This is a genomic window from Kineobactrum salinum (assembly GCF_010669285.1).
GTDB lineage: Bacteria > Pseudomonadota > Gammaproteobacteria > Pseudomonadales > Halieaceae > Kineobactrum > Kineobactrum salinum.
The window spans coordinates 4,491,556-4,516,183 of the sequence record NZ_CP048711.1; the positions used below are offsets into that span (position 1 = coordinate 4,491,556).

Here is a 24,628-nt window from a genome sequence, read left to right on the forward strand (position 1 = left end):
CAATTACCGGGCCAATCTGCAGGCGCTGTGGTCCCTGGGTGCGCGCCGGCTGGTCGGCATCAATGCGGTCGGCGGGATTGGCCCGCAGATGCAGCCGGGCCGGCTGGTGATCCCCGACCAGATCATCGATTATACCTGGGGCCGGGCCCATACCTTCGATGACGGCCGCAGCGGCAGCCTGCTGCACATCGATTTCACTGAACCGTATGACCGCGAGCTGCGCCTGTCCCTGCTGGAGGCCGCAGCGCGGGCCGGGGTGGAGCATGAGCCCGCTGCCGTACACGGCGTGGTGCAGGGGCCGCGGCTGGAAACCGCCGCGGAGATCCGGCGCATGGCGGCTGACGGCTGCGACATCGTGGGCATGACCGGCATGCCCGAAGCGGCGCTGGCGCGGGAGCTGGGCATTGCTTATGCCTGCGTCTGCATGGTGGTCAACCCGGCAGCCGGCCTCGGCGATCTGCCCCTGTCGCAGGCAATGATGCGCGAGATCCTGCAGCGGGAGATCCGGGTGGTCAGCTCCCTGCTGGAGACTCTGCTGGCGTTGCTGCCGGAGTAGTTTTGCCGGGGAGGTAGGGCAGCAACGCACGGTCGTAGTCGGCAGTGGCCAGCTCGTCCTCATCCAGTGGGGTCAGCTTGACGACAATGCCCAGCAGGGGATGGTCGATGTAGTGAACCTCGTTGGAACGCATACGGCGCTGTTGCTCCAGCAGTACCGCATGCCGGTAGGGGTACTGCGGTGTGGCCACCGGTTCCGGCTCGGCATCACTTTCCGAAGCTGCATCGAATGCCGTCGGGCTGGACGGGTAATCCGGCTTGTGCAGTGGTTCGCTCAGCGGCAGTAGCGGCGGGGCCTCCACCAGCACCAGCGAAGGCGGTGACAGGGGCGGGGCGGGCATGCGCCAGTCCCCCGGCAGATAGTCGCCGTCGGTGTTCAGCCACAAGCGGGTGTCCAGGTGCAAATAGCGTGAGCGCGACAGGGTGATGGTTCCCTGCAGCGGCGGATATTCGCGAGCGTCGCCGGATTGATCCAGCACCAGCGGCAGCGCCTGCTTGCGGGCGGTTACCGGTTGCCACCAGACCTGGTGGTAGAGGATCCGGTACTTGCCGGTGCGTTCCATATAGGCGGCTTTGCCACGGAATTCCCGCGCCGTTGCCGGCAACTGCACGAAGGGCGTGGGCAGACGCGGCGCCGGTTCAGCCGCTTCCTTCGGATCGACGGCCGCAGCGTCGGCCACGTCAACGCCTGCGTCGCCTGGGTCGGACGCGAGCGGTTCATCCCCGGCGTTCGCGGCGCCGGGCTCACCGGCGCCGCGCCGGGGTATGTCGGGCACCGCAGGCTGATCCCGGATGGTGGCCTCCAGGCTGGCCTGTTGCTCAGCTGTGAGCTCGGGTAGCAGGAAGATGTGCTGCCGCCCAAGCTCATCGAGCTCACTGCTGCCGGCGGCGGGATACTGCTGCAGGCGGTGCTGGATTTGCGCCGGATCGACCAGGAAGCGGACCGTCTCGGGATACTGCAGCTCGGGCAGCGGTGGCCAGGCTTCGGCCCCGGCCGCGGCCGGGTCGGTGTGGGCCACTATCAGCAGCTCCACCTGATACCAGCGGGACTCTTCGGCGATAGCCGGGGGGCACAGCAGCAGGGCGGCCAGCAGCGCGAAGCCGGGGAAGGGGAGGGCAGGGTCTTCATCAGGCGGCATGTTCCGTGGCGTCGGCGGCAAAAATGTCCAGCAGCTGGTCGGCAAATTGCTGGCGTTCGTCGGGCGATTCCAGCTCGCGCTTGAAGCGCAGGCGAGTGGCGCCCGCCAGCTGATAGCCCTTGGGGTCGGACTGTACCAGCTTGACCAGGCTCAGGGGATTGACCCGCGTGGATACCCTGAAATCGATACTACCACCCTCCGGTCCAACCTCAAGCCCGCTGATACCCAGCGCCTCGGCCTTCAGCCGCAGGCGGGCCAGCTGTACCAGGTTCTTGACCTGGGGCGGCAGCAAGCCAAAGCGGTCGATCATTTCCACCTGAATGTCGCGCAGGTCCTGCTCCGAACTGGCGGCGGCAAAGCGCTTGTAGAGGACCAGGCGGGTATTGATGTCCGGCAGGTAGTCCTCGGGAATCAGCGCCGGCAAGTGGAGCTTGATCTCGGTGCCGGCTTCCAGCGGCGCATCGGCATCGGGAATCTCGCCGCGCCGCAGTGCCGCTACCGCGCGCTCCAGCATGGTCATGTACAGACTGAAGCCGACGCTGTGGATCTGCCCGCTCTGCTCATCGCCCAGCAGTTCGCCGGCGCCCCGGATCTCCAGGTCATTGGTGGCCAGCATGTAGCCGGCGCCCAGGTCCCCGGCCGCCTCGATCGCCTCCAGTCGTTTCCCGGCATCGGGGGTAATCACCGAGCGGGGTGGGCACAGCAGGTAGGCGTAGGCCTGGTGGTGGGAGCGGCCCACCCGGCCCCGCAGCTGATGCAACTGGGCCAGGCCGAAGCGGTCCGCGCGCTCGATGATGATGGTGTTGGCGTTGGGAATGTCGATGCCGGTTTCGATAATGGTGGTGCACAACAGGATGTGGTGGCGCTGGTGATAGAACGCCGACATCACCTGTTCCAGCTGGGTTTCCCGCATCTGGCCGTGGGCCACGGCTATGGACAGGTCCGGCAGCAGCTCGCGCAGCTTGCGGGCGGTCTCCTCGATGGTCTTGACCTCGTTGTACAGGTAGTACACCTGGCCGCCGCGCAGGGTTTCCCGCAACACCGCCTCGCGGATCAGCGCGATATTGTGCTCGCGAATGAAGGTCTTGATGGACAGCCGGCGGGCGGGCGGGGTAGCGATGATGGACAGGTCGCGCATCCCGCCCAGCGCCATGTTCAGCGTGCGCGGTATCGGGGTGGCGGTCAGCGTCAGGATGTCCACCTCGGCCCGCAGCGCCTTGATGGTGTCTTTCTGCTTGACACCGAAGCGGTGTTCTTCGTCGATGATCAGCAAGCCCAGGTCCTTGAAGTTGAAATCCTGCTGCAGCAGCTTGTGGGTGCCGACCAGGATATCGACTTCGCCGCTGGCCACGCGCTGTGCCACCTCACCGGTCTGCTTGCCGGACTTGAAGCGCGATACCACTTCCACGGTCACCGGCCAGTCGGCGAAGCGGTCCGAGAAGGAATTGAAATGTTGCTGGGCCAGCAGCGTGGTGGGCACCAGTACCGCGACCTGCTTGCCATTGCGGGCGGCAATAAAGGCGGCACGCATGGCGACCTCGGTCTTGCCGAAGCCCACGTCGCCGCAGATCAGCCGGTCCATAACCCGGGGGCTGGTCATGTCGCTGACCACTGCCTCGATGGCGGCCGCCTGGTCGGCGGTTTCCTCAAATGGGAAGCTGGCCGCGAACTGTTCATACTCCAGGGCCGGCAATTCAAAGCAGAAACCTTCGCGGGCCTCGCGCCGGGCATAGACCTCCAGCAACTGGGCGGCGACGTCGCCGGCCTTCTCGCTGGCCTTGCGCCGGGCTTTTTCCCACTGGTCCGAACCCAGCCGGTGCAGCGGCGCCAACTCGGGGTCGCTGCCGGCATAGCGGCTGACCAGGTGCAACGAGGCCACGGGTACGTACAGCTTGCTGCCCTGGGCGTATTCCAGGGTCAGGAATTCATTGTCGGCGCCGTCGACGTGCAGGGTCTGCAGGCCCAGATAACGACCGACGCCGTGCTCGAGATGGACCACGGGGACCCCTCGCGCAACTCGTTGATGTCCCGGAATACGTTCTGGGTGGCGCTGTCGTCCAGCTTGCGCCGCCTGCGGCGCTGGGCCACCCGGTCACCGAACAGCTGCGATTCGCAGATCAGCGTAGGCAAGCCGGGGCCGAAGTACATGCCGCGATCCAGCGGCGCTGTGGTGATGGCAAAGCGCAGCCCGGAGGCCAGGAATTGCTGCCACCCGGCCACTTCCTCCGGCGCCAGCCCGTGCGCCGCCAGGCTCTCCAGCAGGATTTCCCGGCGCCCGGCGGATTCGGCGCACAACAGGATCGGTCCCGGGTGCTGGCTGATGAAATGTTGCAGCCGGTCCGCCGGGGTCTGGCGTGAGCCGCTGCTGCCCAGGTCGGGCAGCGGCTGTGAAGGGCTGGCCACATGAACCGGGGCGTCGCTGCTGCGGCGCAATTCGAGGACCGGACAGGCCCCCAGCAGTTGATAGAGCTCCTCCACCGGTGTAAAGCAGCGCCGCGGAGGCAGCAATGGCCGGCGCGGATCGATGCCGTACTCTGTGTAGCGGCTGTTGGCCTCGTCCCAGAAGCGCTGGGCGGCCTGGTAGTGGTCGCCGATGGCCACGATGGGTGTCTGTGGCGGCAGGTAGTCAAACAGCGTGGCGCAGTGCTCGAAAAACAGCGGCAGATAGTATTCGCAGCCTCCCGGCGAGCGGCCGGCGCTGACCTCGGTGTAGGTTGGACAGGCGTCGTGGTCAACCTCGAAGGCATCGTACCAGTTCAGCTGGAAACGACTGATTGCCGCGGCATTGAGCGGATATTCCCGGGCCGGCAGCAGATTGATGGCGTCCACCTTGCTGACCGTGCGCTGGGTTTCCGGATCGAAGGTCCGCAGTGTGTCGACTTCATCGTCCAGCAGGTCGACCCGGAAGGGCAGCTCGCTGCCCATCGGAAAGATGTCGAGCAATGCGCCACGCAGCGCGAATTCACCGTGTTCATAGACGGTATCGACATGGCGGTAGCCGTTGCGGTCGAGGCTGCGCCGGAAGCTGTCCAGTTCCAGTGTCTGGCCGGGCTCCAGCACCAGGCTGGAACCGGCGATATAGTCCACGGGTGCGAGCCGGTGCATCAGCGTCGGGATCGGTACGATCAGGATGCCGGCCGCCAGGCTGGGTAGCCGGTACAGGGTTTCCAGGCGCTCCGAAATAATATCCTGGTGAGGCGAAAAGTTGTCGTAGGGCAGGGTTTCCCAGTCAGGGAAGGCCAGAATGGCGGTGGACTCCCCCAGGAAGAAGGGCAGCTCCCGCTCCAGCGCCAGCGCCGAGCTGGTGTCGGCAGTCACTACCAGCAGCAACTCTCCAGGGCGCGCCAGTTCGGCAATACAGCGCGCCTCGGCGCAGCCGTGGAACGGGCCCAGCGCCGTGCGGCTGCCGGGCTTGGCGGGCCAGGGAGTGGCCTCGAGCAGGGATTTGAACATAGGCGTGCAGCTGCCGCGAGCGGGACCAGGGGCGCCTATTGTAAGGAATTTGACGGCAGATGAAACTTTCCCGGCGAAGCCGGTGATTTTTACCCCCCGCGCGCCTTGCGGACGGGGGGTCAGAATACGATAATACGCGCCCGTTGAGTCCCACCCATTCCCCCGGCCAGAGGTAACCAGCGAGTGAACGAGAGAAAGAGGGAACGTCCCGACGACTATTTCAAGGACTGGAAGGAACGGGAGGCGCTGGCGGAAGGCATGATCCCGCTGGTGGGCCAGCTTTCCCGCCAACATAACGTCAAGTGTTATATCTACGGCAAATCGCTGGTCAATCAATCCGTCACCCAGATCATGAAGGACCATCGCTACGTGCGCCAGGTCGAGGAAAACGAACTGTCAGAGTTCGAGACGTTCCCGATTCTGACGGTACTGTCGACGCTGGATCTGGGTCCCGCTCATATCGACATCGGCCGTCTCGCGGTGAACTATTACGACCGGGGTGACGGCGCCGGGCTCAGCATCGAGGAATATGTCAGGCGGGAGGTTGCCGATCTGGTGGGTGCCCGGAGTGCGTCGCCGGCCAGGCCGGTTGACGTGGTGCTCTACGGTTTTGGCCGGATAGGCCGGCTGATGGCCCGGATCCTGATCGACAAGACCGACGGCGGCGAGTCCCTGCGTCTGCGCGCCGTGGTCGTGCGCAAGGGCAATGCACCCGATGACCTGCTCAAGCGTGCCAGCCTGCTGCGGCGTGACTCTGTGCATGGCGCCTTCGATGGCACCATCCGGGTCGATGAGGAGCGGGGCTCCTTCGTCGCCAATGGCAACGAGGTCAAGGTCATCTATGCCGATGCGCCGGACAGCATAGACTACACCGTCTACGGCATCGACAACGCAGTCGTGATTGACAATACCGGCGTCTGGCGCGATGAGGCCGGACTGTCCCTGCACCTGAAGTCGAAGGGTGTCAGCAAGGTGATTCTGACGGCGCCGGGCAAGGGCGACATGAAAAATGTGGTCGCGGGAATCAACGATGAAATCGTCACCGAGAACGACACCATCGTCTCTGCCGCCTCCTGCACCACCAACGCCATAGTGCCGCCGCTGAAGGCGATAGACGACCACTTCGGCATTGTCAACGGGCACGTGGAGACGGTTCACGCCTACACCAACGACCAGAACCTGACCGACAATTATCACAAGGCCGACCGCCGCGGCCGCAGTGCACCCCTGAACATGGTGTTGACCGAGACCGGCGCGGCCAAGGCGGTGGGCAAGGTCCTGCCGCAGCTGGCCGGCAAGCTCACTGGCAATGCCATCCGGGTGCCAACGCCCAATGTGTCGATGGCCATACTGAACCTGACGCTGGGGCGGGAAACCAGTCGTGAAGAGCTCAATGAGTACATGCGCAACATCGCGCTGCACTCCCCGATGCGCAAACAGGTTGATTACTCCAATTCACCGGAAGTGGTATCCAGCGACTTCGTCGGTTCGCGTCACGCCTGCGTGTTCGATGCCCAGGCGACCATCGTCAACGGCAGCCAGGCGGTCTTGTACCTGTGGTACGACAACGAGTTCGGGTACAGCTGCCAGGTCTACCGCATTCTTGAAAAAATGGCCGGTATCCGTTACGCCCGCTATCCAAGGAAAGCGTGACCCCGGTCACAGGCCTGGCGCGAAAGTTGTTCAAAATCAACCGGCTGTCCCGCTGCTACAGTGGTATTGCGGTGGCATGATCCGTTATAATGCGCGCGCCGGATCGGGGTGGCCAGTGATGAGTGATCCGGCTTGTGCGCATTTGCCACTCGGCCATCCGCACTCTCCATCCGGCGGGCGCAATGGGCTCCGCGCCGTGGCTTCAGCCGCTACATTTTACTTTTGAACCTGTAGGCAGATCGTATGATCAAGATCAAGCGGGGCATGGATATCCCCATTCTGGGGGCTCCCCGACAAGCGATTGAAGAGGCTCCGGTGGCTCGCACAGCGGCGTTGGTCGGCCCCGACTATGTCGGCATGAAGCCCACGATGGAAGTGGAGGAAGGGCAGCGGGTCAAGCGTGGTCAGCTGCTGTTTACCGACAAGAAAACCCCGGGAGTGCGTTATACCGCCCCGGCGGGAGGCGTAGTCACCGCCATTAATCGCGGTGCCCGGCGGGTGCTGCAGTCGGTCGTAATCGAGATCGACGGCGATGAAGCAGAATCCTTCCCGGCCTGGGACAGGGAGGCCGCCGGCGCACTGGAGCCGGCCGCAATCCGCGAGCAACTGAACAACGCCGGACAGTGGACCGCGCTGCGGACGCGGCCGTTCAGCAAAGTGCCAGCACTGGACTCCCAGGCAGCCGCCATTTTCATCACCGCTATTGATACCCACCCGTTGGCGCCGGACCCGGCTCTGGTTATCGGGGAGCAGGCCGAGGCCTTTGCGCTGGGCCAGGACCTGCTGGCGCGGCTGACCGACGGCAAGCTGTATCTTTGCTGCGCCGCCGGGGTCGAGCTGCCATTGGGTACGGCAGACAATATCGAGATCGCACCGTTCGCCGGCCCCCACCCCGCGGGACTGGCCGGGACCCACATTCATTTTCTCGAAGGTGGCGTCAGCCAGACCAAGGTCGTGTGGACGATTGGCTATCAGGACGTCATCGCCATCGGCCACCTGTTTCTGGACGGAGCGGTGTACAGCGAGCGGGTGATAGCGCTGGCGGGTCCCCAGGTCGAGGATCCGCGCCTGCTGCGCGTGCGCATGGGCGCGGACCTGCAGGCTCTGTGCGCCGGCCAGACCAGGGAAGGTGAAAACAGGATTATCTCCGGCTCGGTGCTGGGCGGGCGCCGGGTGCAGGCACCCACAGCCTATCTGGGCCGCTATCACAACCAGGTATCGGTGTTGCAGGAAGGGCGCCAGCGGGACTTCCTGGGCTGGCTGTCGCCGGGGGCGGACAAGCACTCCAGCCTGGGCATCTATCTCAGCGGCCTGTTCGGCAGCAAGCCGCTGCCGATGACCACCACCACCAATGGCAGCCCGCGGGCAATGGTGCCGGTGGGTTCCTACGAACGTGTGGTTCCCCAGGACTATCTGCCGACCCAGTTGTTGCGGGCGCTGATTGTCGGCGACAGCGATACCGCGCAGGCGCTGGGTTGCCTCGACCTGGACGAGGAGGATGTCGCCCTGTGTACCTATGTCTGTCCCGGCAAGTACGAGTACGGTCCCATTTTGCGGGATAACCTCACACGCATCGAGAAGGAGGGCTGAGCCGTGGGACTGCGCAAGATTCTGGACGATGTCGAGCACCATTTTGAAGAGGGCGGCCGTTACCAGAAGTGGTATCCCCTCTATGAAGCGATAGACACAATGTTCTATTCGCCCTCTTCGGTTACCCGCAGCACCGCGCACGTGCGCGACGGGGTAGATCTGAAGCGCATCATGATCACGGTGTGGTTGGCGGCCTTCCCGGCCATGTTCTATGGCATGTACAACCTCGGCTTTCAGGCCAATGACTTTCTCGCCGCCAGCGGCGGCGAGGTCGAGGGCTGGCGCGGCAGCCTGATAGCGTTGTTCGGCGGCAATGATCCCGGCAGTATCTGGGACTGCTTCCTGTTCGGTGCGCTGTATTTCGTGCCGATCTACTTCGTCACCTTCGTGGTGGGCGGGTTCTGGGAGGTGCTGTTCGCGATGAAACGGGGCCACGAGGTCAACGAGGGCTTTTTCGTAACCTCCATTCTGTTTGCGCTGGTCTGTCCGCCGGACATCCCGTTGTGGCAGGTGGCCCTGGGCATCAGCTTCGGCGTGGTGATAGGCAAGGAAGTGTTTGGCGGCACCGGCAAGAACTTCCTCAACCCGGCGCTGACCGGGCGCGCCTTCCTCTATTTTGCCTACCCGGCCCAGATGTCGGGCGATGCCGTATGGGTCGCGATCGACGGTTATACCGGCGCGACGCCGCTGTCACTGGTTGCCTCCCAGGGGATGGCTGCAGTACAGGAGCAATGGAGCTGGATGCAGGCCTTCATGGGCAATCTGCCCGGCTCGATCGGCGAAACCTCGACCCTGGCCATCCTGCTGGGCGGTGTCGTGCTGCTGGTCACGCGCATCGCATCCTGGCGTATCGTCGCCGGGGTGTTCCTGGGCATGGTTGCGCTGTCCACACTGTTCAACCTGGTTGGTTCCGACAGCAACCCGGCCTTTGCCATGCCCTGGTACTGGCATCTGGTGGTAGGCGGTTTTGCGTTTGGCATGATCTTCATGGCCACCGATCCGGTGTCGGCGGCGATGACCGATACCGGCAAATTTGCATTCGGCATTCTGATCGGCCTGATGACGGTGCTTATCCGCGTCGTCAATCCCGCCTTTCCCGAGGGCATCATGCTGGCGATCCTGTTCGCCAACCTGTTTGCCCCGCTGATGGATCACTTCGTGGTTCAGGCCAATATCAAACGGAGACTCGCTCGTGTCTAAGAACGACGGCATCAGAAAAACCCTGCTGGTCGCGCTGTCCCTGTGCATCGTCTGTTCAGTGGTGGTGTCAACCGCCGCAGTCCTGCTGAAGCCGGCCCAGGATGTCAACCGGACGCTGGATCGCAAGCGCAATATTCTGGCCGCCGCGGGTATGCTGGAGGAGGGTGTGCCGGTGGATGAGCAATTCGCCCAGGTTCAGACCCGGGTGGTGGATCTGCGCACCGGCGAGTTTAGCGACGCGGTGGATATTTCGAATTACGACCAGCTGAAAGCGGCGAAGAATCCTGCGCAGTCGCAGAATCTTGCGGGCGACGATGATATCGCCCAGATCGGGCGGCGCGAGCACTATGCGCCGGTCTATCTGGTCGAGACTGAAGATGGCGAGCTGGACAAGGTGATTCTGCCCATCCGCGGTTACGGCCTGTGGTCCACCCTGCATGGTTTTATCGCGCTGGAGGCCGATGGCAACACGGTGGCGGGCCTGGGCTTTTATGATCACGGGGAGACGCCCGGCCTGGGGGGCGAGGTCGACAATCCGAGGTGGAAGGCACAGTGGCCGGGCAAGCAGGTGTACCGCGATGGCGAGGTGGAAATTGCGCTCGCCAAGGGCAGCGTCGACTCCGCCAGCCCGCTGGCCCAATGGCGCGTCGACGGCCTGTCGGGCGCCACCCTCACCAGCCGCGGCGTATCCCAGCTGGTGCAATTCTGGCTGGGCGAGCAGGGCTTCGAGCCATTTCTTAGCAAACTGAAAGCAGGGGAGGCCTGACATGGCGACCATGAAAGAAACCCTCATTACGCCGATTTTCAAGGACAATCCGATTGCGCTGCAGATTCTGGGCATTTGCTCGGCGCTGGCGGTTACCTCCTCACTGCAGGTGACCGTGGTGATGTGTGTCGCGCTGGTTTCCGTGACTGCATTTTCCAACCTGTTCATTTCATCCATTCGCAACTATATCCCCAACAGCATCAGGATTATCGTGCAGATGACCATCATCGCATCGCTGGTGATCGTGGTGGACCAGATCCTGAAGGCCGTTGCCTACGAGATCAGCAAACAGCTGTCAGTGTTTGTCGGCCTGATTATCACCAACTGCATCGTGATGGGCCGCGCGGAAGCCTTCGCGATGAAAAATCCGCCGTTGCCGAGCTTCTTTGACGGCGTTGGCAATGGCCTGGGCTACAGTGTGGTCCTGCTGTCGGTCGCGGTGGTGCGGGAATTGCTGGGTTCGGGCAAGCTGTTTGGGATCGAGATCCTTCCGCTGGCCACCGAGGGTGGCTGGTACGTTCCGAACGGCCTGCTGCTGTTACCGCCCAGTGCATTTTTCCTGATCGGTTTCTTTATCTGGACGCTGCGCAGTGTGCGCAAGGAGCAGGTTGAAAAACCTGATTTCACGATAGCCAAACACACTGCAGCCGAGGAGGGCGTGTGATGGAACAGTATCTGAGCCTTTTCATTCGCGCTGTCTTCATCGAGAACATGGCGCTGGCCTTCTTCCTCGGCATGTGCACCTTCCTGGCCATTTCCAAGAAAGTGCAGGCGGCCATCGGTCTGGGCATCGCTGTCATTGTGGTGCTGACCATCACCGTGCCCGTCAACAACCTGATCTACAACAATCTGCTGGCAGATGGGGCGCTGGCCTGGGCGGGGCTGCCCGATGTCGATCTCAGCTTCCTTGGCCTGCTGTCCTATATCGGCGTGATTGCTGCGATCGTGCAGATCATGGAGATGTTCCTCGACAAATACGTGCCGGTACTCTACAACGCACTCGGGGTTTTCCTGCCACTGATTACCGTGAACTGCGCCATTCTGGGCGCCTCATTGTTCATGGTCGAGCGGGACTACGATTTTGGAGAGAGCGTTGTTTTCGGTGCCGGTGCGGGTGTCGGCTGGGCGCTGGCCATTATTGCGCTGGCCGGCATTCGCGAAAAACTCAAGTACAGTGATGTACCCGATGGCTTGCAGGGCCTGGGCATAACCTTTATCACCGTGGGGTTGATGTCACTGGGTTTTATGTCCTTCGGCGGTATGAACATCTAGGCGGAAGCAGTTTGCTATGAATATTACGATTGTACTTGGCGTAACGATGTTCACGGCGATAGTACTCGCCCTGGTGGCCGTGATCCTGGCCGCCCGCTCACGCCTGGTAAGTAGCGGCGAAGTGGCCATCGAAATCAATGGTGAAAAAACCTTGCATGTTGCCGCTGGCGGCAAGCTGTTGCAGACCTTGTCCGAGGGCGGCCTGTTTCTGCCCTCCGCCTGTGGTGGCGGCGGCACCTGCGCCCAGTGCAAGTGCATTGTCACCGAAGGCGGCGGGGCGATGTTACCCACGGAAGAGTCCCACTTTACCCGCCGCGATGCCCAGGAGGGCTGGCGCCTGAGCTGCCAGACTTCGGTCAAGCAGGACATGAAGATCAAGGTGCCGGAAGAGGTGTTCGGGGTCAAGCAGTGGGAATGCACCGTCGACAGCAATCCCAATGTGGCCACCTTCATCAAGGAACTGACCCTGCGTCTGCCCGAGGGCGAGAACGTTGACTTCCGCGCCGGTGGCTATGTGCAGCTGGAATGTCCGCCGCATCATGTCAAGTTCAAGGACTTCGATATCGATGCGGAATATCGCTCTGACTGGGAACGCTTTGGTTTTTTCGAACTGGAGTCGAAAATCGACGAGCCCGTCATTCGCGCCTACTCCATGGCCAACTATCCCGAAGAGCGCGGTGTGGTCAAGTTCAATATCCGCATCGCGACCCCGCCGCCAGGCAGCGAGGGTATTCCGCCCGGCATCATGTCTTCCTGGGTGTTCAACCTGAAGCCCGGGGACAAGGTCAAGGTCTACGGTCCATTTGGTGAATTCTTTGCCAAGGATACCGACGCCGAGATGATCTTTATCGGCGGCGGTGCCGGCATGGCCCCGATGCGCTCGCATATTTTCGACCAGCTGCGCCGTCTCAACAGCAAGCGCAAGATATCCTTCTGGTACGGCGCCCGTTCGCTGCGCGAGATGTTCTATGTCGAGGACTACGATCAACTGGCGGCGGAGAATGACAATTTCGAATGGCACGTCGCGCTGTCCGACCCCCAGCCAGAGGACAACTGGGAGGGGCTCACGGGCTTTATTCACACCGTGTTGTTTGAAGAGTACCTGAAGAATCATCCGGCGCCGGAAGATTGCGAGTACTACATGTGCGGGCCGCCAATGATGAACGCCGCGGTGATACGGATGCTGACCGATCTGGGTGTGGAACCCGAGAATATCCTGCTTGACGATTTTGGCGGCTAAACCCACAGCCGTTGCCTGCGGTACCCGATGGCTCTTTGGCATCCTGCTGGCGCTGCTGCTGGCTGGTTGCGAGCGTGAGCAGGCGCCGGTACAGCTGTCCGGCGCAACCATGGGCACCAGCTGGCAGGTGACCTACCTGCCGCCTGCGGGTGCTGCGGTTGAGCGCAGCCAGCTGCAGCAGAGTCTCGAGCAGCAGCTGGAGGCAGTGAATGACAGCATGTCCACCTGGCGTAGCGATTCGGAAATCAGCCGCTTCAATCACAGCGAGCCCGGCGACTGGGTTGAGCTGTCGGCCGGTTTCACTGAAGTCATGCAGACCGCCCTGATGATCGGCGCGGCGTCCGGGGGCGCCTATGACGTCACCGTCAGCCCCCTGGTGGACCTGTGGGGTTTTGGAGCGGGGAGCGACGAGGTCCTGCGCCGGGACCTGCCCTCCGCCGCCGAGATCGCATCCCGGCTGGAGCGGGTGGGGCAGCAGTACCTGGAGCTGGACGTGGCTGCGAGCCGGCTGCGCAAGCAGCGGGATGTGGCGCTGGATCTGTCATCCATTGCCAAGGGCTATGCGGTGGATTTGTTGGCACAGGAGTTACTGTCGCAACAAATCGACAATTTCCTGGTCGAAGTAGGAGGAGAGATACGCGTGGCCGGGCACAGTCCCCGCGGCGATGCTTGGCGGGTGGCGATTGAGCGGCCCGGCACCGGAACCCGCAGCCCGGCCAGGGCGCTGGCTGTGACCGACAAGGCGGTAGCGACCTCCGGCGATTACCGCAATTTCTTCGAGGTGGATGGCCGGCGCTATTCCCACAGTATCGACCCGCGGACCGGCTCCCCGGTCACTCATGATCTGGTATCGGTAACGGTCATCGCGGACGATTGTACCAGTGCCGATGGCTGGGCCACTGCATTGGAAGTACTGGGGGAGGAGGCGGCACTGGAGCTGGCGGAAGAGCAGGGACTGGCGGTCTATTTGATGCGACGTACCAGCGACGGTATTGTGAGCAGTCACTCCAGCGCATTTTCTCCGTGGCTGGACAGCGGTACACAAGGTGGCAACTGAAGCCGCAGGGATTTTGAAATGACAGTTTTTGTGCTCAGTGTAGTGATCATCGCCCTCATCATGTCGATCATGGCTGTGGGCGTTCTCTCGGGGCGCGGACCGATCAAGGGTTCCTGCGGTGGTATCGGGGCCCTGGGCATGGACACGGCCTGTGATATCTGCGGCGGCGATCCCAAACGCTGTGAGGAAGAAACCCGTGACGGCGATGTCTCCGACCAGCAGGTGCAGTATTATCCCGCCGACAAGCACTAGTACTCCTTCAAGATGATTTTGAAGGAGTACTAGTGCTGCAACCCTCCTTCCGTTCCCGCTATGTGCTGTTCGTTGGCCTGCGCTACAGTTTCAGCCGCAAACGCAACCGTTTCGCCAGCGTCATTGCCTCGGTATCCATGCTGGGCATGGTGCTGGGCGTCACCAGCCTGATCACCGTGCTGTCCATCATGAACGGTTTCTCCGGCGAACTGCGCAACCGCATCCTGTCGCTGGTGCCCCACGGCTATGTGCTGCCTGCGAACGGCGGGCTCGAACGCTGGGAGGAGCTGGCCCTGCGCCTGGAACAGGCCGGCGGCGTGGAGGCAGTGGCGCCCTATATCAGCAACAAGGTGATCCTCGCTGGCTCCCAGTCATTGCGCGGTGCCGTGCTGAGCGCGATTGACCCGGCCAGGGAGGTGGCTGTATCCGAACTCGACGAGGCCCTGGTAGCGGGACAGCTGGGAGATCTCGAGCACGAGCCCTACAGTATCATCCTGGGCGTCACCCTGGCCCGGGCACTGGGCGTTCGGCCCGGAGACCGCCTGGAGGTGACTGTGCCGCGGCTCACGGTAACCCCCCTGGGAACCTTTCCGCGCAGCAAGCGCCTGCGCGTGGTCGGCCTGTTTGCGATCAGCGCCCAGGCTGACGGCTACCAGGCCTACGTGTCGCTGGCAACCGGCCAGAAACTGTTCGGGCTGGGCGATCGCGTCGATGGCCTGCAGCTGCGCACTCCGGAGTTGATGAGCGCCCCCGCGACGCTGGCTCGCCTAGGTGCCGGGTTGGGGCCCGAGCTGCAGGTGCGCGACTGGAGCCAGACCCAGGGCAGCCTGTTCCGCGCCATCAGGATGGAAAAGGTCATGGTGGGCCTGTTGCTGTTGAGCGTGGTTGCGGTGGCGGCCTTCAATATCATTTCCACGCTGGTGATGTCGGTGGCGGAAAAGCGTGGCGACATTGCGGTTTTGCGCACGATGGGCGCGCGCGCAGGCGACATCATGCGCATATTCGTCGCCCATGGCCTGGGTCTGGCGGCTGTTGGCATTGGCCTGGGTACGCTGGCCGGCATCGCCCTCGCCAGCCATGTCGCCGCAGTGACCAAAACAGTGGAATCATTGCTGGGCGTCAAGCTGTTTGATCCGGCGGTGTATTTTATCAGCGAACTGCCGGCGCAGTTGCTGTGGCAGGATGTGCTGGTGGTGGTGGCTGCCTCCTTTCTGCTCAGTCTTGTCGCCACATTGTATCCCGCCTGGCGGGCTTCGCGGATCGCCCCGGCCGAGGTATTGCGCTATGAATGACAGCGATATTGTACGCTGCGAACAGCTGGGACGGATCTATCGCGACGGCAACCGCCATGTCAGGGTGCTGGATGGGGTTGATTTCAGCCTCCGGCGGGGAGAGAAGATCGCGATTATCGGCAGCTCCGGCTCGGGAAAGTCCACCCTGCTCAATCTTCTGGGGGGGCTGGACGAGCCCAGTGGTGGCCGGGTGCTGATCCGCGGACAGGACCTGGCGGGCCTCAGTGAACGGGAACTGTGCCGCTGGCGCAACCGCTACCTGGGTTTTGTCTACCAGTTTCACCACCTGTTGCCGGAATTCGACGCCCGGGAAAACGTGGCCATGCCGTTACTGATTGGCGGCAGCAGCCGCAGGCAGGCCTGGCTCCGGGCTGCCGCGCTATTGGAACAGGTGGGAATGGAGCACCGCTTGCAGCACCGCCCCGGCGAACTGTCGGGTGGTGAGCGGCAACGGGTGGCTATCGCGCGAGCGCTGGTGACGGCGCCCGATTGCGTGTTGATGGATGAGCCCACCGGCAATCTGGATCCGGCCTCGGCCCAGCAGGTACTGGCCCTGATCGATTCGCTGAGCGCGGAGCAATCCTCCTTTGTCGTGGTGACTCACGACCCGGCGATTGCGGCGCGGATGGATCGTACTCTGGAGCTGGTACAGGGGTCGCTGCGGGAGTTGGCCGATGGGACGGCTTGAGCGGCTCCGGATAGCGGTCCGCTACAGCTTTGCGTTTGGCCGCGGTTATCTGTCGACCTTTCTCTCCTCGCTATCTACCCTGGGTCTGGTACTTGCCATCGCGCTGCTGATCACAGTGCTCTCGGTCATGAACGGTTTTGACAAGGAGATGCGGGAGCGCATCCTGAACCTGGTGCCACATGTCACGGTCCACTCACAGCAGCCATTGCACGACTGGCAGCCGCTCGCCCGAATGCTGCAGACCCATTCCGCAGTGCTGGCGGCAACGCCTTTTGTGCAATTCGATGCACTGTTCCTGCGCGGCAGTGATATCGAGACCGGCACCGGTATGGGGCTGGCTGCAGATAGTGATGGCGGTCTGCTCGCGGCGCTGCCCGCCGCGGCCCGGGAGCAACTGCGGTCACGCCCCGACAGCCTGTTGCTGGGCAGTGGCCTTGCGCGCCAGCTGGGCGTGAAGGAGGGCGATATCCTGACCCTGATCGCGCCCCAGGCGGACGCAGGCGCTGCCGCTACCAGGACACAGTTTGCCAGTGTGGTACTGACCGGCATCATCCACACCGGGACCGAACTGGACCAGGCGGCCGCGCTGGTCAATCTGGAACAGGCCTCCGAACTGGCCGGCCTGGACGGGGGCATTAGCGGCCTGCAGCTGTGGACCCGCGATCTGTTCAAGGTCAACGAGCTGGGCCGCGAGCTGGTCGACACCCTGCCGGTGGGCTATTACGGCACCAACTGGATGATGACCCATGGCAATCTGTACGCGGCCATCCAGCTGTCCCGCGACCTGGTAAGCATCCTGCTGTTTTCAATCATCGCCGTCGCCGCGTTCAACGTCGTCTCCTCGCTGGTACTGGTGGTGTTCGACAAGCAGGGCGACATCGCCATCTTGCGGACCCTGGGGGCCTCTGGCCGCGATATCAGCAGCATATTCGTCATGCAGGGGGCGATGATCGGCCTGCTGGGGGCCGTTCTGGGCAGTCTCGGCGGCGTCCTGTTGAGTTTGGTCATTGGTCCCGCCGCAGCTGGGCTGGAACAGCTGCTGGGCTTCAATTTCCTCGATACCGATGTCTATCCGGTGTCATTTCTGCCGGTGGATATACTGCTGACCGATGTGCTGCTGGTGGGCGGCGTCGCCTTCGGCATGTGCGTGCTGGCAGCGCTCTATCCGGCGCGGCGCGCGGCTGGGCTGGCACCGGCGCTGATTCTGCATCAGGAGCGCGCTTAGGACGGGTGGCGCCTTAGGGGGTGGGGGCTTCGTAGCCCGGTCAACGTGCTGGGAGGGTGCTTTCGAGACACGCCGTGAATCCGTCCATGGAGGCTCGGTTGCAGCATCCATGCTGCAAACGGTCTCGAAAGCACCCTCCCAGCACGTTGCCCTAGCCTCGGAGCGAACTATGGGTTTACGGGTTCACGGCTCTTTCGAAAGTACCCTCCCAGGATGTCGACCGGGCTACGAAGTTCAAACACATTCCGTTTAGGGCTGCCTGCTCTCGCCCCTAGCGCCGGTCCGCACCGTCGCCCGGCGCCGCCGCTGGCGCTTGTGCCACTGCCGCGAGACCCGCCAGCGCCACAGCAGGTTGACCACAAAGTAGCCCAGCGATCCAAACAAGACCCCGCAGAGCAGGCTGCCCACCAGTAGCGGGCGCCAGATCAGATCCAGACGGGCCCGGAGCCAGGCGCAGCTCAGCTCGAATTCCATCACCTGTACCGGCACATCGATCAACAGCGCGCCGACCCGGTAGGCCATGTAGAAAATCGCCGGCATCGTGACCGGATTGCTGATCCACACCAGCGCTACCGACAACGGCAGATTACAGCGCAGCAGCACCGCCGTGACCGCCGCGATCACCATCTGGCCCGGCAGTGGCAGAAACGCTACGAACAGGCCAGTGAAAAAGGCCATCGATGCCGAATAGCGATTGAGATGCCAGAGATTGGACTGGTAAATCCAGTCTCCCAGCATATGCAGGCACGGAAACTCCCGAATCCTGGCGGGGCTGGGTAACCATTGTTTCAGCGTCTTTCTGGGCATGGTTGCACTGGTCTGTTTGGATGTGGATCAGAGCCTGTTCACCCCACTAACATGGCCCCGTTGTGGCAATAACCGCGCCATTGGGCGCTGCTGGGGCAGGGAACATGGGTAACTGGCCTGGTGTATGCGCCGGATGTATCTGGCGCCGCAACCAGGGCTTCATTATGACCACTAATCCCGGGCATCTCTAGTGCGCCTTGTGCTCCTGGCCCTGGTGATGGGGGTAGTGCTGGTCAGCCAGTTGCCGTGGTTGCCCGGTCATGGCTTCGGGGTCCTGGCAGTGGTGTTGGGAGGGGCGGCTGCCTGTGCCGGCGTCGGGGACCGCGCATCGCGGCCGGACTCGCCCTGGGGCCGGCCTGGCGGTCTGTCATGGTCAGCAACTGCTGGAGCGGCGTCTGCCGGATCACTGTGAACGGCTGCCGCTGCAGGTGACCGGCACGATACACAGCCTGCCCAGGGTGAGCACGATGCCGGAGCAGGGGCAGCTACAGCGATTTGAATTCCGCGCTGACAGCATCTCGCCAGTGGATTGTGCGCCGCCGCGTACCCTGCTGCTCAATTATCGAGGCGAGGTGCGCCTGGTTCCCGGTGAGCGCTGGCGCTTCGAAGTACTGCTGCGGCGTCCCTGGGGGCTGGTGAATCCGGGTTCATTCAATATGCAGGCCTGGTACGCCCAGACCGGCATCGACGCCGTTGGCAGTGTGCGCAGCACTGCGCCAGCCCGGCGTTTGGCGAGCGCAGAGGGCCGCGCCTGGCACCATCGGCTGCGCCAGTCCCTGAGTGGACAAATCCGTGCAGCCCTCGGTGACACGCCGGAAGGAGCCGTACTGCGCGCCCTCACCGTGGCTGATCGCAGCGGCCTCGATCATCCGCTGTGGACCCTGTTCCAGCAGTTTGGTATCAGCCACCTGCTGGTCATCTCCGGCCTGCACGTTGGCCTGGTGGCAGCCTGCGGGCTTGGCCTGGGGACATTGCTGGCGCGGAGCCTGGCGCTGACCGGTTGTAACCGCTCCCTGGTTTTGTTCGCGCCGCTGCTGGCAATGGTGCTGGCCTCTGGCTACACAGCCCTGGCCGGCTTCAGTCTCGCTACCAGCCGCGCCTGGATCATGCTCAGCTGTTTCCTGCTTGCAACCCTGTGTGGCCGCCCCGGCCTGTCGTGGAACAATCTGCTGCTGGCCGCTGCCGGCTTGTTGTGCCTGAACCCGCTGGCGGCCCTGGGTGCGGGCTTCTGGCTGTCTTTCGGGTCGGTGGCCTGTCTGCTGTGGCTGTCGCTGTGGTGGCCCCGGGCAGGCCGCGCGGGTCGGTGGCTGGGCACCCATGCCTACATGTGTCTGGCGATGTTGCCGCTGGGGAGCTGGTGGTTCGGCGGCGCCAGCCAGGTCGCGGCCCTGGCCAACGCGGTGCTGGTGCCACTGACCGGTTTCTTCGTTGTTCCATTGACCCTGCTGGCAGCGACTCTCAGCGCGCTCAATGAGTCCTGGGCTGCCGGCATTTGGCGCCTGGCCGCCTGGCCGCTTCAGTTGCTGTTGCCCGGCGCCCGCCAGTTTGCCGTCGATTACCCTCACTGGCTCTACAGTGAGCTGATGCCGACAGGGCCGACAGTGTTCCTGGCCCTGGTCGTGCTGGCCCTGGTGGCGGTGCCGCTGGGCGCGCGGATCAGGGTCCTGTTGCCGCTGTTGCTGTTGCCGCTGTTGCTGCCGACGACCCTGCACCGGGTCGCCGCGCCAGGGGCCGTGCATGTTGTCGCTCTCGATGTCGGGCAGGGCACCGCCGTGCTGGTGTATGACGCCCGCAATGTACTGTTGTACGACACCGGCGGAGGCATGCCGGGCAGCCCTGATGTGGCCACTACGGTGATCCTGCCCTTCATGCGCAGTCGCGGTCTGCGCCACATCGATACCCTGGTGGTCAGCCATGGCGATGCCGACCACAGCGCCGGCCTGGACAGTCTGCTTGGCAAACTGCCGGTAGAACGACTGTTGACTGGCCCTGATGTCGAGGCCGGTAGCAGGGGTGAAAGCTGTCGTGCCGGGACGGCCTGGCAGTGGCGGGCGCCGGTACAGTTCCAGGTGCTGGCACCAGCGGTCGGCGAACAGCTGGATGCCAATGGCGGATCCTGCGTTCTGCGCGCCGGTATAGGCCGCTTCTCGCTGCTGTTGCCGGGGACATCGGCAGTGACCGGGAGCGTGAGCTGGTACGCTACTGGCAGGCGCATCTGCGCAGTGAGGTCGCTCTGGCGGCCCACCATGGCAGTGCCAGCTCATCCTCATGGGCCTGGTTGAAGGCGGTTCAACCCGGTACGGTAGTCTACACCCATGGCCGCGCCAATCGCTTCGGCCACCCCGCCGGTGTGGTGCAGCAACGCCACCGCCAACTGGCGATCCCCACCCGCAGCACGGCCCGGGAGGGTGCCATCGAATGGATAGTCCTCCCCCGGGGGAAGTGGAGTTGATCGCCCACCGTCAGCGATGGCCACGGTTCTGGGAACGGTAGTTTCACCGCCTCCGGCGCTGTGCTTATAATGGCGCCCTGATAATTGCGACGGGATGGGCTTGTGCTGGAATTGGTGATGGCGGGGGGATGGTTGATGGTATTCATCCTGCTGTGCTCTGTGCTGGCACTCGCAATCTGCATCGAGCGCCTGTATACACTGAATCCGAAGAAGATTTCGCCACCCCACCTGCTGGCGACAGTGTGGAAGCAACTCAAGGCCGGAGAGCTGGATGCTGCGCGCTTGCGCAGCCTGAAGCAGTCCTCGCCGCTGGGTCGTATTCTGGCAGCCGGCCTGGGCAATGCCAATCACGGGCGCGACGTGATGAAAGAGAGTATCCAGGATGCCGCCAGTCATGTGGTGCATGATCTGGAGCGCTACCTGAACACGCTGGGCACCATCGCTGCAGTGGCTCCGCTGCTGGGGCTGCTGGGTACGGTAGTGGGCATGATCCGGGTCTTCGCCGAGATCATGACCCAGGGCACCGGCAACGCCAGCGCCCTGGCCGGCGGCATCTCGGAGGCGCTGATCACCACCGCGGCGGGCTTGATGGTGGCGATACCGGCGCTGATCATGCACCGTTATTTTGTCGGTCGCATCAATGAGATCGTGGTGGGCCTGGAACAGGAGACGATCAAGCTGGTGGATGCGCTGCACAATGACGACCGTGCGGACAGCAGGACTTGAGGTTCCGCCGCCAACACCCGGGCGAGGTCGGCGTCAATCTGACACCGCTGATCGATGTGGTGTTCCTGCTGCTGATTTTCTTCATGGTCTCCACCACCTTCACCCGCGAAACCCAGCTTAGTATCGATCTTCCCGAGGCCTCGGGAGAACCGCGCGAGAGTGCCGGGCAGCAGGTGGAAATCCTGGTGGATGAGCAGGGCCGCTACCGGGTCAATGGGAGGCCACTGGTGGATGCCCGTTTGCGTACACTGCAGGCCGCGATCTACAAGATTGCAGCGGGTGATACGACTCTGCCATTGATCATTACCGCCGATGCCCAGGCAGCGCACCAGGATGTGGTGCGGGCAATGGATGCGGCCGGCCAGATGGGGTTCGTGCACATGAGCATCACCACCCGCCAGCCCGCCGAGGAACCCGCCAGTGATTAGGCCGCCGCTGCTGGAGCAGGACCGGACCGGCAAGGACAGCGACTGGCAGCTGTACCGCCGCCTGCTGCGCTACGTGCTGCCCTACTGGTACCTGTTTGCCTTCAGCATTCTCGGCTACATCCTCTACTCGGTGGGCAATGTACTGCTGGCCGACCTGATGCAGTTCCTGCTCGATTCGCTCAATGATTCCGAGCAGGTGGAATCGGGTATCGTCGCCGGCGTCGCCTACAAGTTGTTCGATTCTGCCGGCATGACCAGGCTGGAGTTCGCCCGTATTGCGGTACCGGTGGCCATGGTCACGCTGGCCCTGAGCCGCGCGCTGGGCTATTTTGCCGGCAACTATTTCATGAATCACGTGGCCCGCAACCTGATCCATGAGCTGCGGCGGCAACTGTTCAACAAGATGTTGCTGGCTCCCAGCACCTATTATGACCGTCACAGCCAGGGGGTACTGATCTCCAAGATCACCTTCAACGTCGAGCAAATCACCGGTGCCGCCACCAAGGCGCTGAAGGTGATCGTCGGTGAAGGACTGACGGTGATCGGCCTGCTGGGTTACATGCTGTATTTGAACTGGCGCCTGTGCCTGATTTTCCTGGCGGTGACACCCTGCATTGCACTGGTGGTGTCGATCGTGGGCAAGCACTTCCGGCGCTACAGCCGGCGCATACAATCTTCGATGGGCGACGTTACCCAGGTCTCCAACGAGAGCATCAGTGGCTACAAGGAAATCCGCCTGTTCGGCGGTCAGCAACAGCAGGGGCAACGCTTCGAACGCGCCAGTGAGTACAATCGCGCCCAGAGCCTGAAGCTCGCCTTCGCTGATGCGCTCAGTACGCCGGTCATCCAGACGATGCTGGCCACTGCGCTGGCGGTGCTGGTGTGGTTCGCGCTGAACCCGAATATCCTCAGCGGCTTTACCGCCGGATCCCTGGTGGCTTTTCTGACTGCCGCCGGCCTGCTGGGCAAGCCGATACGCCAGCTCAGCAGTGTGCAGAGCGTGATCCAGCGGGGTCTGGCGGCTGCCGAGGATATATTTGCCCAGCTGGACCTGGACGATGAGATCGACAGCGGCCACCGCCAGGTCGAGCGCGCGCGCGGTGATATCGAGCTTAAACATCTGTATTTTGCCTATCCCGGTACCGGCCAGGATGTGCTGAAGGATATCAACCTGCGGATAGAGGCCGGCCAGAGCGTTGCACTGGTGGGACGCTCGGGCAGTGGCAAGAGCACCCTGATCCAGCTGCTGGCGCGCTTCTACCCCATCGATCGCGGTCAGATCCTGTTGGACGGGGTACCGATAGATGAGTACCGCCTGGCAGATCTGCGGCGCCAGCTGGCGATGGTGTCCCAGAGCGTGACTCTGTTTCACGATACCGTGTACAACAATATTGCCTATGGTGATCTCGCCAGTGCCGGGCGCGAGGCGGTGGTTGCCGCCTGCGAATCGGCCTATGCCACCGAGTTCATCGACAACCTTCCGCAGGGGCTGGAGACGGTGCTGGGAGATGACGGCGGTGGCCTCAGCGGTGGCCAGCGACAGCGGCTGGCGATCGCCCGGGCGATACTCAAGGATGCCCCGGTACTGGTGCTGGATGAGGCCACTTCGGCCCTGGACAATGAATCCGAACACCGCATCCAGCGCGCCCTGGATACCATCATGCGCAACCGTACCACCATTGTCATCGCCCACCGTCTGTCCACGGTCGAGCGGGCGGACCGCATCGTCGTGATGGATGCGGGCGAGATCGTCGCCACCGGCACTCATGCCGAACTGTTGGAGCAGGGAGGACTGTACGCCCAGCTGTATTATCAGGAGTTCAGTGACTGATGGCGGCCGCTGAACCGGCGCTGCTGCGGGCCTGGTACCGATCCGCTCCCTGGTTGTGGCTGTTGCGGCCGCTGGAGCTGCTGTTCCGCGGCGTCAGCTGGATGCGGCGCCGGGCCTATCGGTGCGGCCTGTTGTCCGTGTACCGGGCGGCGGTGCCGGTGGTCGTGGTCGGCAATATCACCGTGGGTGGCACTGGCAAGACCCCGGTGGTGATCGCACTGGTGGAAGCGCTGCAGGCGCGCGGCCTGCGCCCGGGGGTGATCAGTCGCGGATATGGCGCGGCTCGCGGCGCGGTATTTCCCCACCGTGTCGGCGCCGACAGCAGCGCCCGCGACTGCGGCGACGAGCCGCTGCTGATTCACCTGCGTACCGGGGCCCCCTGCGTGGTGAGCCCGAACCGGGTGGCTGCACTGCGGATGCTGCTGGCCGATACCACTGTGGATCTGGTGCTGAGCGATGACGGTCTGCAGCACTACGCGCTGGGCCGTGACTTCGAAATAGCCCTGATGGACGCCAGCCGGCAGCTGGGCAACGGCTTCTGTCTGCCCGCTGGTCCGCTGCGGGAACCCCGCGCCAGGCTGAACGAGGTGGACTACCTGCTCTGCCGGGGCAGCGATGACCCGCGGCACGGCGTCATTTACGAATCCCAGGGGCTGGTCAGGGTAATCGAGGAGACAAACGCAGCACCGGCGGCCATCCCGGCGCCGGGCTCGGCAATCCATGCGATAACGGGCATAGGCCAGCCGCAACAGTTCTTTGCCAGCCTGGAAGCGGCAGGCTTCAGCCTCAGTCCGCGGGTATTGCCGGACCATCACCCATTCAGCGCCGCGGACTTTGCCGGCCTGGATGACAAACCGATTATCATGACCGAGAAAGACGCGGTAAAATGCCGGGGATTTGCCACCCCGCAGATGTGGTTCCTGAAGATCAGTGCCCGCGTGCCCGCCCCGCTGCTGGAGGCAGTGGCTGCACTGGCCCACCCCCGCTCATGAACGACGGATT

At 63.3% G+C, this 24,628-nt stretch carries 23 protein-coding genes; 19 read left to right on the forward strand and 4 right to left on the reverse strand.

What is annotated here, in order from left to right; translation table 11 throughout:
- The first annotated feature begins 34 nt into the window (after positions 1-34).
- Positions 35-556, forward strand: coding sequence for an MTAP family purine nucleoside phosphorylase (locus G3T16_RS20065; RefSeq protein WP_232059410.1), 522 nt, complete (start codon positions 35-37; stop codon positions 554-556).
- On the opposite strand, the gene G3T16_RS20070 is transcribed toward G3T16_RS20065, so the two are convergent.
- Genes G3T16_RS20070 through G3T16_RS22915 form a run of 3 tightly spaced genes read right to left on the reverse strand, consistent with a single transcriptional unit; the run spans position 513 to position 5,147 of the window.
- Positions 513-1,694, reverse strand: a complete 1,182-nt coding sequence (locus G3T16_RS20070; protein ID WP_163496776.1) for a CsiV family protein — start codon at positions 1,692-1,694, stop codon at positions 513-515. The genes G3T16_RS20065 and G3T16_RS20070 overlap by 44 nt on opposite strands.
- Positions 1,684-3,693, reverse strand: coding sequence for a transcription-repair coupling factor (mfd, locus tag G3T16_RS22910; RefSeq protein ID WP_332102846.1), 2,010 nt, complete (start codon positions 3,691-3,693; stop codon positions 1,684-1,686). The genes G3T16_RS20070 and mfd overlap by 11 nt, the downstream gene beginning before the upstream one ends.
- Positions 3,612-5,147: a transcription-repair coupling factor family protein gene (locus G3T16_RS22915; RefSeq protein WP_332102847.1), complete on the reverse strand. Its 1,536-nt coding sequence runs from the start codon at positions 5,145-5,147 to the stop codon at positions 3,612-3,614. The genes mfd and G3T16_RS22915 overlap by 82 nt, the downstream gene beginning before the upstream one ends.
- Before the next feature lie 183 nt (positions 5,148-5,330).
- On the opposite strand from G3T16_RS22915, the gene G3T16_RS20080 reads away from it, so the two are divergent.
- The 12 genes from G3T16_RS20080 (at position 5,331) to G3T16_RS20135 (ending at position 17,382) form a co-directional block, all read left to right on the forward strand.
- The gene (locus G3T16_RS20080; protein ID WP_163496777.1) at positions 5,331-6,800 is read left to right on the forward strand and encodes a glyceraldehyde-3-phosphate dehydrogenase; all 1,470 of its coding nucleotides are present in this window, start codon (positions 5,331-5,333) and stop codon (positions 6,798-6,800) included.
- 243 nt (positions 6,801-7,043) lie between these two features.
- Positions 7,044-8,390 carry a Na(+)-translocating NADH-quinone reductase subunit A gene (locus G3T16_RS20085; RefSeq protein WP_163496778.1) on the forward strand — a complete coding sequence of 449 codons (1,347 nt, stop codon included), beginning with the start codon at positions 7,044-7,046 and terminating at the stop codon, positions 8,388-8,390.
- A gap of 3 nt (positions 8,391-8,393) precedes the next feature.
- The gene (locus tag G3T16_RS20090; RefSeq protein WP_163496779.1) at positions 8,394-9,590 is read left to right on the forward strand and encodes an NADH:ubiquinone reductase (Na(+)-transporting) subunit B; all 1,197 of its coding nucleotides are present in this window, start codon (positions 8,394-8,396) and stop codon (positions 9,588-9,590) included.
- Positions 9,583-10,356 carry a Na(+)-translocating NADH-quinone reductase subunit C gene (locus G3T16_RS20095; protein WP_163496780.1) on the forward strand — a complete coding sequence of 258 codons (774 nt, stop codon included), beginning with the start codon at positions 9,583-9,585 and terminating at the stop codon, positions 10,354-10,356. The genes G3T16_RS20090 and G3T16_RS20095 overlap by 8 nt, the downstream gene beginning before the upstream one ends.
- A gap of 1 nt (position 10,357) precedes the next feature.
- Positions 10,358-11,020, forward strand: a complete 663-nt coding sequence (locus G3T16_RS20100; RefSeq protein ID WP_163496781.1) for an NADH:ubiquinone reductase (Na(+)-transporting) subunit D — start codon at positions 10,358-10,360, stop codon at positions 11,018-11,020.
- Entirely contained in the window at positions 11,020-11,628 is a 609-nt protein-coding gene (nqrE, locus tag G3T16_RS20105; protein ID WP_163496782.1) for an NADH:ubiquinone reductase (Na(+)-transporting) subunit E, read from the forward strand. Before G3T16_RS20100 ends, nqrE begins: the two co-directional genes overlap by 1 nt.
- 16 nt (positions 11,629-11,644) lie before the next feature.
- Positions 11,645-12,868 carry an NADH:ubiquinone reductase (Na(+)-transporting) subunit F gene (nqrF, locus tag G3T16_RS20110; protein WP_163496783.1) on the forward strand — a complete coding sequence of 408 codons (1,224 nt, stop codon included), beginning with the start codon at positions 11,645-11,647 and terminating at the stop codon, positions 12,866-12,868.
- Positions 12,849-13,925 (forward strand): FAD:protein FMN transferase, encoded by a 1,077-nt coding sequence (locus G3T16_RS20115; protein WP_232059184.1) that lies wholly within the window; start codon positions 12,849-12,851, stop codon positions 13,923-13,925. Before nqrF ends, G3T16_RS20115 begins: the two co-directional genes overlap by 20 nt.
- Before the next feature lie 18 nt (positions 13,926-13,943).
- Complete coding sequence (gene nqrM, locus G3T16_RS20120; protein ID WP_163496784.1) at positions 13,944-14,177, forward strand: (Na+)-NQR maturation NqrM; 234 nt, start codon at positions 13,944-13,946, stop codon at positions 14,175-14,177.
- Between the two features lie 32 nt (positions 14,178-14,209).
- On the forward strand, positions 14,210-15,469 hold the full coding sequence (locus G3T16_RS20125) for a lipoprotein-releasing ABC transporter permease subunit (RefSeq protein ID WP_163496785.1): 1,260 nt from the start codon (positions 14,210-14,212) through the stop codon (positions 15,467-15,469).
- Positions 15,462-16,157, forward strand: coding sequence for an ABC transporter ATP-binding protein (locus G3T16_RS20130; protein WP_163496786.1), 696 nt, complete (start codon positions 15,462-15,464; stop codon positions 16,155-16,157). The genes G3T16_RS20125 and G3T16_RS20130 overlap by 8 nt, the downstream gene beginning before the upstream one ends.
- A complete protein-coding gene (locus G3T16_RS20135) occupies positions 16,144-17,382 on the forward strand; it encodes a lipoprotein-releasing ABC transporter permease subunit (protein WP_163496787.1) in 1,239 nt (412 codons plus the stop codon). Before G3T16_RS20130 ends, G3T16_RS20135 begins: the two co-directional genes overlap by 14 nt.
- A 249-nt stretch (positions 17,383-17,631) precedes the next feature.
- Here the strand turns inward: G3T16_RS20135 and G3T16_RS20140 are convergent, their stop codons facing one another.
- On the reverse strand, positions 17,632-18,189 hold the full coding sequence (locus tag G3T16_RS20140) for a DUF2062 domain-containing protein (RefSeq protein ID WP_163496788.1): 558 nt from the start codon (positions 18,187-18,189) through the stop codon (positions 17,632-17,634).
- A 305-nt stretch (positions 18,190-18,494) separates the two neighbouring features.
- Here G3T16_RS20140 and G3T16_RS20145 point away from each other — a divergent pair, with 305 nt between their 5' ends.
- The 6 genes from G3T16_RS20145 (at position 18,495) to lpxK (ending at position 24,618) form a co-directional block, all read left to right on the forward strand.
- Positions 18,495-20,471, forward strand: coding sequence for a DNA internalization-related competence protein ComEC/Rec2 (locus G3T16_RS20145; RefSeq protein ID WP_163496789.1), 1,977 nt, complete (start codon positions 18,495-18,497; stop codon positions 20,469-20,471).
- Positions 20,468-20,641: a hypothetical protein gene (locus G3T16_RS20150; protein ID WP_163496790.1), complete on the forward strand. Its 174-nt coding sequence runs from the start codon at positions 20,468-20,470 to the stop codon at positions 20,639-20,641. Before G3T16_RS20145 ends, G3T16_RS20150 begins: the two co-directional genes overlap by 4 nt.
- Before the next feature lie 102 nt (positions 20,642-20,743).
- Complete coding sequence (locus G3T16_RS20155) at positions 20,744-21,367, forward strand: MotA/TolQ/ExbB proton channel family protein (RefSeq protein WP_197911773.1); 624 nt, start codon at positions 20,744-20,746, stop codon at positions 21,365-21,367.
- Positions 21,364-21,795: an ExbD/TolR family protein gene (locus G3T16_RS20160; protein WP_163496791.1), complete on the forward strand. Its 432-nt coding sequence runs from the start codon at positions 21,364-21,366 to the stop codon at positions 21,793-21,795. The genes G3T16_RS20155 and G3T16_RS20160 overlap by 4 nt, the downstream gene beginning before the upstream one ends.
- Positions 21,788-23,626, forward strand: a complete 1,839-nt coding sequence (gene msbA / locus G3T16_RS20165; RefSeq protein WP_232059185.1) for a lipid A export permease/ATP-binding protein MsbA — start codon at positions 21,788-21,790, stop codon at positions 23,624-23,626. The genes G3T16_RS20160 and msbA overlap by 8 nt, the downstream gene beginning before the upstream one ends.
- The gene (lpxK, locus tag G3T16_RS20170) at positions 23,626-24,618 is read left to right on the forward strand and encodes a tetraacyldisaccharide 4'-kinase (RefSeq protein WP_163496792.1); all 993 of its coding nucleotides are present in this window, start codon (positions 23,626-23,628) and stop codon (positions 24,616-24,618) included. Before msbA ends, lpxK begins: the two co-directional genes overlap by 1 nt.
- Positions 24,619-24,628: the final 10 nt, after the last annotated feature.

What these genes read in the sequence shown, in the direction of transcription:
- nqrF (WP_163496783.1), top strand. Translation starts at nt 11,645, where the DNA reads ATGAATATTACGATTGTACTTGGCGTAACGATGTTCACGGCGATAGTA.
- G3T16_RS20140 (WP_163496788.1), bottom strand. Translation starts at nt 18,189, where the DNA reads ATGCCCAGAAAGACGCTGAAACAATGGTTACCCAGCCCCGCCAGGATT.
- lpxK (WP_163496792.1), top strand. Translation starts at nt 23,626, where the DNA reads ATGGCGGCCGCTGAACCGGCGCTGCTGCGGGCCTGGTACCGATCCGCT.
- G3T16_RS20130 (WP_163496786.1), top strand. Translation starts at nt 15,462, where the DNA reads ATGAATGACAGCGATATTGTACGCTGCGAACAGCTGGGACGGATCTAT.
- G3T16_RS20100 (WP_163496781.1), top strand. Translation starts at nt 10,358, where the DNA reads ATGGCGACCATGAAAGAAACCCTCATTACGCCGATTTTCAAGGACAAT.
- G3T16_RS20085 (WP_163496778.1), top strand. Translation starts at nt 7,044, where the DNA reads ATGATCAAGATCAAGCGGGGCATGGATATCCCCATTCTGGGGGCTCCC.
- G3T16_RS22915 (WP_332102847.1), bottom strand. Translation starts at nt 5,147, where the DNA reads ATGTTCAAATCCCTGCTCGAGGCCACTCCCTGGCCCGCCAAGCCCGGC.
- nqrE (WP_163496782.1), top strand. Translation starts at nt 11,020, where the DNA reads ATGGAACAGTATCTGAGCCTTTTCATTCGCGCTGTCTTCATCGAGAAC.
- nqrM (WP_163496784.1), top strand. Translation starts at nt 13,944, where the DNA reads ATGACAGTTTTTGTGCTCAGTGTAGTGATCATCGCCCTCATCATGTCG.
- G3T16_RS20135 (WP_163496787.1), top strand. Translation starts at nt 16,144, where the DNA reads ATGGGACGGCTTGAGCGGCTCCGGATAGCGGTCCGCTACAGCTTTGCG.
- G3T16_RS20070 (WP_163496776.1), bottom strand. Translation starts at nt 1,694, where the DNA reads ATGCCGCCTGATGAAGACCCTGCCCTCCCCTTCCCCGGCTTCGCGCTG.